Origin of the sequence: Pseudomonas tehranensis, assembly GCF_014268615.1 — a bacterium.
GTDB lineage: Bacteria > Pseudomonadota > Gammaproteobacteria > Pseudomonadales > Pseudomonadaceae > Aquipseudomonas > Aquipseudomonas tehranensis.
On record NZ_JABWQV010000328.1, the window covers coordinates 1 to 4630 of the forward strand.

The 4630-nt window shown below is 60.0% G+C and carries 4 protein-coding genes; 1 reads left to right on the forward strand and 3 read right to left on the reverse strand.

What is annotated here, in order from left to right; translation table 11 throughout:
• Positions 1-44 precede the first annotated feature (44 nt).
• On the reverse strand, positions 45-1559 hold the full coding sequence (gene ilvA / locus HU811_RS25150) for a threonine ammonia-lyase, biosynthetic (RefSeq protein WP_092402009.1): 1515 nt from the start codon (positions 1557-1559) through the stop codon (positions 45-47).
• Positions 1560-1696: 137 nt separating this feature from the next.
• Here ilvA and rpiA point away from each other — a divergent pair, with 137 nt between their 5' ends.
• A complete protein-coding gene (gene rpiA, locus HU811_RS25155; protein WP_030140525.1) occupies positions 1697-2371 on the forward strand; it encodes a ribose-5-phosphate isomerase RpiA in 675 nt (224 codons plus the stop codon).
• 144 nt (positions 2372-2515) lie between these two features.
• Here rpiA and HU811_RS25160 read toward each other — a convergent pair whose 3' ends face one another.
• Together HU811_RS25160 and HU811_RS25165 are read right to left on the reverse strand one after the other, a co-directional pair.
• Positions 2516-3430 (reverse strand): SdiA-regulated domain-containing protein, encoded by a 915-nt coding sequence (locus HU811_RS25160; RefSeq protein ID WP_092402012.1) that lies wholly within the window; start codon positions 3428-3430, stop codon positions 2516-2518.
• 118 nt (positions 3431-3548) lie between these two features.
• Entirely contained in the window at positions 3549-4481 is a 933-nt protein-coding gene (locus tag HU811_RS25165) for an SdiA-regulated domain-containing protein (RefSeq protein WP_092402015.1), read from the reverse strand.
• Positions 4482-4630 lie beyond the last annotated feature (149 nt).

Below are 4630 nucleotides of genomic sequence, written 5' to 3' on the forward strand. Positions count from 1 at the left end.
CCAGCGGGAGCAAGCTCCCTCGCCACAGGTCGCAATCGCGGAGTTCACCCCAAGAACAACTGGTACGCCGGGTTATCGCTTTCATCCCAGTACGGGTAGCCGATTTCTTCCAGGGCTGCCGGTACCAGATGACGTTCATCGTGCGGTACTTGCAGTCCCGCCACCACACGACCATCTGCCGCACCATGGTTGCGGTAGTGGAACATCGAGATATTCCAGCGTCCGCCCAGCTTGTTGAGGAAGTTGAACAGCGCCCCCGGACGTTCCGGGAATTCGAAGCGCAGCACGACCTCGTCGATGACATGGGCCGCATGCCCGCCCACCATGTGGCGAATGTGCAGTTTGGCCAGTTCGTTGTCGGTCAGGTCCACCACCGGGAAGCCTTGCTCGGTCAGGCTGGCGATCAGCGCGCTGCGCGGGTCGTTTTCCGGGTGCGTTTGCACGCCCACGAAGATGTGCGCTTCGCTGCCCGTGTTGTAGCGATAGTTGAATTCGGTAATCTGGCGCTTGCCGACGGCTTCGCAGAAGGCCTTGAAGCTGCCTGGCTGCTCGGGAATGGTCACCGCGATGATCGCCTCGCGGCCTTCGCCCAGCTCGGCACGCTCGGCCACGTGACGCAGGCGGTCGAAGTTGACGTTGGCGCCGGAGTCGATGGCCACCAGGGTCTGCCCGCTGATGCCGCGCGATTCGACGTATTTCTTGATTCCTGCCACGCCCAAGGCCCCGGCAGGTTCGGTGATCGAGCGGGTATCGTCGTAGATATCCTTGATGGCCGCGCAGATTTCGTCGGTACTGACGGTGATGACTTCATCCACGTAATGCTTGCAGATGTCGAACGTGTGCTGGCCGATCTGCGCCACGGCAACGCCATCGGCAAACAGCCCCACGGTTGGCAGCACCACCCGCTCTCCCGCAGCCATGGCAGCTTGCAGGCAATTGGAATCGTCCGGTTCGACGCCGATCACCTTGATCTCTGGCCGCAGGTATTTCACGTAGGCCGCGATCCCGGCGATCAGCCCGCCGCCGCCCACTGGGACGAAAATCGCATCCAGACGCCCCGGATGTTGGCGCAGGATCTCCATCGCCACCGTGCCCTGCCCGGCAATGGTGTGGGGATCGTCATAGGGGTGAATGTAGACGTAGCCCTTTTCGTCGACCAGTTTCAGCGAATAGGCCAGGGCTTCGGGGAACGAATCGCCGTGCAACACCACTTTGCCGCCGCGGGAACGCACGCCTTCGACTTTGATTTCCGGAGTGGTCTTGGGCATCACGATGGTGGCTTTGACGCCCAGCACCTTGGCCGCCAGGGCCAGGCCCTGGGCGTGGTTGCCCGCCGAAGCCGTGACCACGCCGCGTGCGCGCTCTTCGTCGCTGAGCTGGGTCAGCTTGTTGTAGGCGCCGCGAATCTTGAACGAGAACACCGGCTGCAAGTCTTCGCGCTTGAGCCAGATGTTGTTGCCCAGCCGCTCGGAGAGCTGGCGGGCAGTCTGCAATGGGGTTTCCACGGCAACGTCGTAAACGCGCGAGGTGAGGATCTTTTTGACGTACTGTTCAAGCATCGGAAAGCATCACTGAGCGGGTTGGGCAGGGCCAAGGAGTCTAACCCGGCTTTTGGCTGGGCGACCACACGAATCCCAAGGTTTTGTTGGGTTATACTCGCGTCCCTCTTTACTCCCCGTCCGCTTTCGGAGCCCGCATGACCCAGGATCAACTCAAACAGGCCGTGGCCCAGGCCGCTGTCGACCTCATCCTCCCGAAACTGGATGACAAGAGCATCGTTGGGGTCGGCACCGGCTCGACGGCCAATTGCTTTATCGACGCATTGGCGCAGCACAAAGGCGCGTTCGACGGCGCGGTCGCCAGCTCCGAAGCCACCGCCGCGCGCCTGAAGGGCCATGGGATTCCGGTCTATGAGCTCAATACCGTGAGCGATCTGGAGTTCTACATCGACGGCGCCGATGAAAGCGACGCGCACCTGAACCTGATCAAGGGCGGCGGCGCGGCCCTGACCCGCGAAAAGATTGTTGCGGCTGTGGCCAAGACCTTCATTTGCATCGCCGACGCCAGCAAACTGGTGCCAGTGCTCGGTGCGTTCCCGCTGCCGGTGGAAGTCATCCCGATGGCCCGCAGCCACGTGGCCCGCCAACTGGTGAAACTGGGCGGCGACCCGGTGTACCGCGAAGGCGTGCTGACCGATAACGGCAACATTATCCTGGATGTCCATAACCTGCAGATCACTAACCCGGTGGAGCTGGAAAGTCAGATCAACGCCATCGTCGGTGTGGTCACCAATGGCTTGTTCGCGGCTCGCCCGGCGGATGTGTTGTTGCTGGGAACTGCTGAAGGGGTGAAGACCCTGCGGGCTGAGTAAGCAGGTGGCATAACCTGCTCTTTTGAGTGAAGCAGTCCCTGTGGGAGCGAGCCTGCTCGCGATAGCGGTCTACCCGACACTCCATGTTGGCTGATGCACCGCCATCGCGAGCAGGCTCGCTCCCACATTGGTTTTTTTGGTGGATCAAGGCTGCGGTTTCTTGAAGACGTAGAACAGGTTCGGCTCGCTGACCAGATAGAGGTTGCCATCGTCATCCATGGCAACACCCTCGGCCTGAGGGACGGTTTTCTGTAACCCTTGACGTCCCTTGCTCAACGACAGCGTGCTCAGCGGTCGGCCGTCTATATCCAGCTCGAGAATCAATCGCGACTCATCGGACAGCGCCAGTAAATGGCCGCTGCGCTCGTCGTATTGCAGGCTCGAAAGATCGCGGACGAACAGTCCGGCATCGCGCTTGGGGTTGTTGATGACATGGACGGCGTAGGATTTGTCCGGTTTGTGATGGGGAAAGCCCCGCACTTCATAAATCAGCATCGGATCGCGCTCCTTGGCCACGAACAACCGTTTGCCCACTGAGTCGTAGGCCAACCCTTCGAACCCTTTGTTACCGTTCAGGTGCAGGCCAAGCGTCATTTGCTCTGCGTCGGCCGCGTCGAGGAATTGGGTATCGTCGTCCAAGTGAATCTTGATCAGCCGCTGCTGACGCTCGTCAGTGATGACGTAAATGTCCTCGCTGATGAACTCCACCGCTTCCGGGTCGCCGAAGCCAATCAGGGCGATGCGCCTAAGGATCTTGCCGTCCAGTGACAGCTCGATCAGTTCGGCATTCTTGTTGGTAACAGTAAAGAGGCTCTTGCGGATCGGATCGTACGTCAGCGCCGAAACGTCATTGTTCAGGCCTTCGATCACCTGCGCTTCGACCGTAACCCGATACTGGTCCAGCGCAATGGCCTGCTCGCTGGGGGGCTGCCAGAGGGCGTTGAAGTTGAACCAGGCGCGCTCGAACAGGCGCAGGTATTGAGCGGCTGCGATCACAGCGATCAGCACGATGGTTATCAGCAGCAGGATCAAGGGCTTCGGGCGGGCAAGTCGACGCATGTGGGTGGGCTCGGATGAGAACAGGTGGTTGGAAATACCACGGCTGCCTGAACTGAAACTTAATGGCCGGATGCCACACCCTACAGCGAAGGATGAATTGCCTTACAGAGTTGCGCTATCAGCGTTGTTTTTCGAAACGATAGAACAGGTTCGGCTCGCTGACCATGTACAGGTTGCCCACCTCATCGAGGGCTACGCCTTCGGCACGGGGGATCGTGTCCTTGATGCCGTTGAAACCGCCCAGCAACGTCATGAAGCTGACCTGTTCCCCTGTATCGTCCAGCTCCAGCAACAGATGGGAGTCGGCCGACAGCAGCAGCGAGTGCCCCGTGCGAGGATCGATCGCCAGCGCCGAGAGGTTGCGCAGGTCCAGCTCATCGCTGGCATGGATCTGTTTGTCGCCCTTGAGCAGCTGGCTGCCGTCACTTTTCCAGGTGAACAACGCCGGTGGACGCTCCTCACCCAAGGTCAACTGCTGGTTACGTGGATCCCAGGCGACGCCTTCGAAGCCCTTGTTCTGGTTCTTTGACGGGCCGAGATCGTAGTGAGGGAAATCCGTGCTGTTCAGTTCGCGAGTATCGGCATCGACCTGGATGATCGACAACGTGTGTTTTCGTTCATCGGTAATGGCCAGTAGACCATTCTCCATGTAGGCCACGCCTTCAGGATTGCTCCAGCCCACCAACGGCATTTTGCGCAGCACATCACCCTGCAGGGTAAGCTCCACCAGAAACGGGTGCTTACCCATGATCGCGAACAGGGTTTTGGTCTGTGGGTTATAGGTCAGGTCGGAAGCTTCATCCTCTTCCATTCCGGGCAGGACCTTGGCGTCAATCACCGCATGGTAGTCCGGCAACCAGATGCTTTCCTGGCGCTGGGCGGGGCTTTCGAGACGTTCCGATGCCCACAGCAGGCCCCGGTCATCCCAGTGCATGGCATACGCCAGCCAGTAAAAGGCCCCGGCCGCTAAAAGTGACCAGGCATACCAGGGCAGCGCCAGGCGGGAGCGGCGGACGCGGTTGGAGGAGGGCTGTGCAAGGGGCGTGGCCATCAGGGGGCATTCCAGATAAGTCGGATTCGGAAAATGGCTGGCTCAGATGCCGCATTCCCTGGGATTATCCGGATGGCATGTGAAAAAACAGTAAAACCTAGGTCTCGGGAAAGCTGGATACCTGTGGGAGCGGGCTTGCTCGCGAAGGC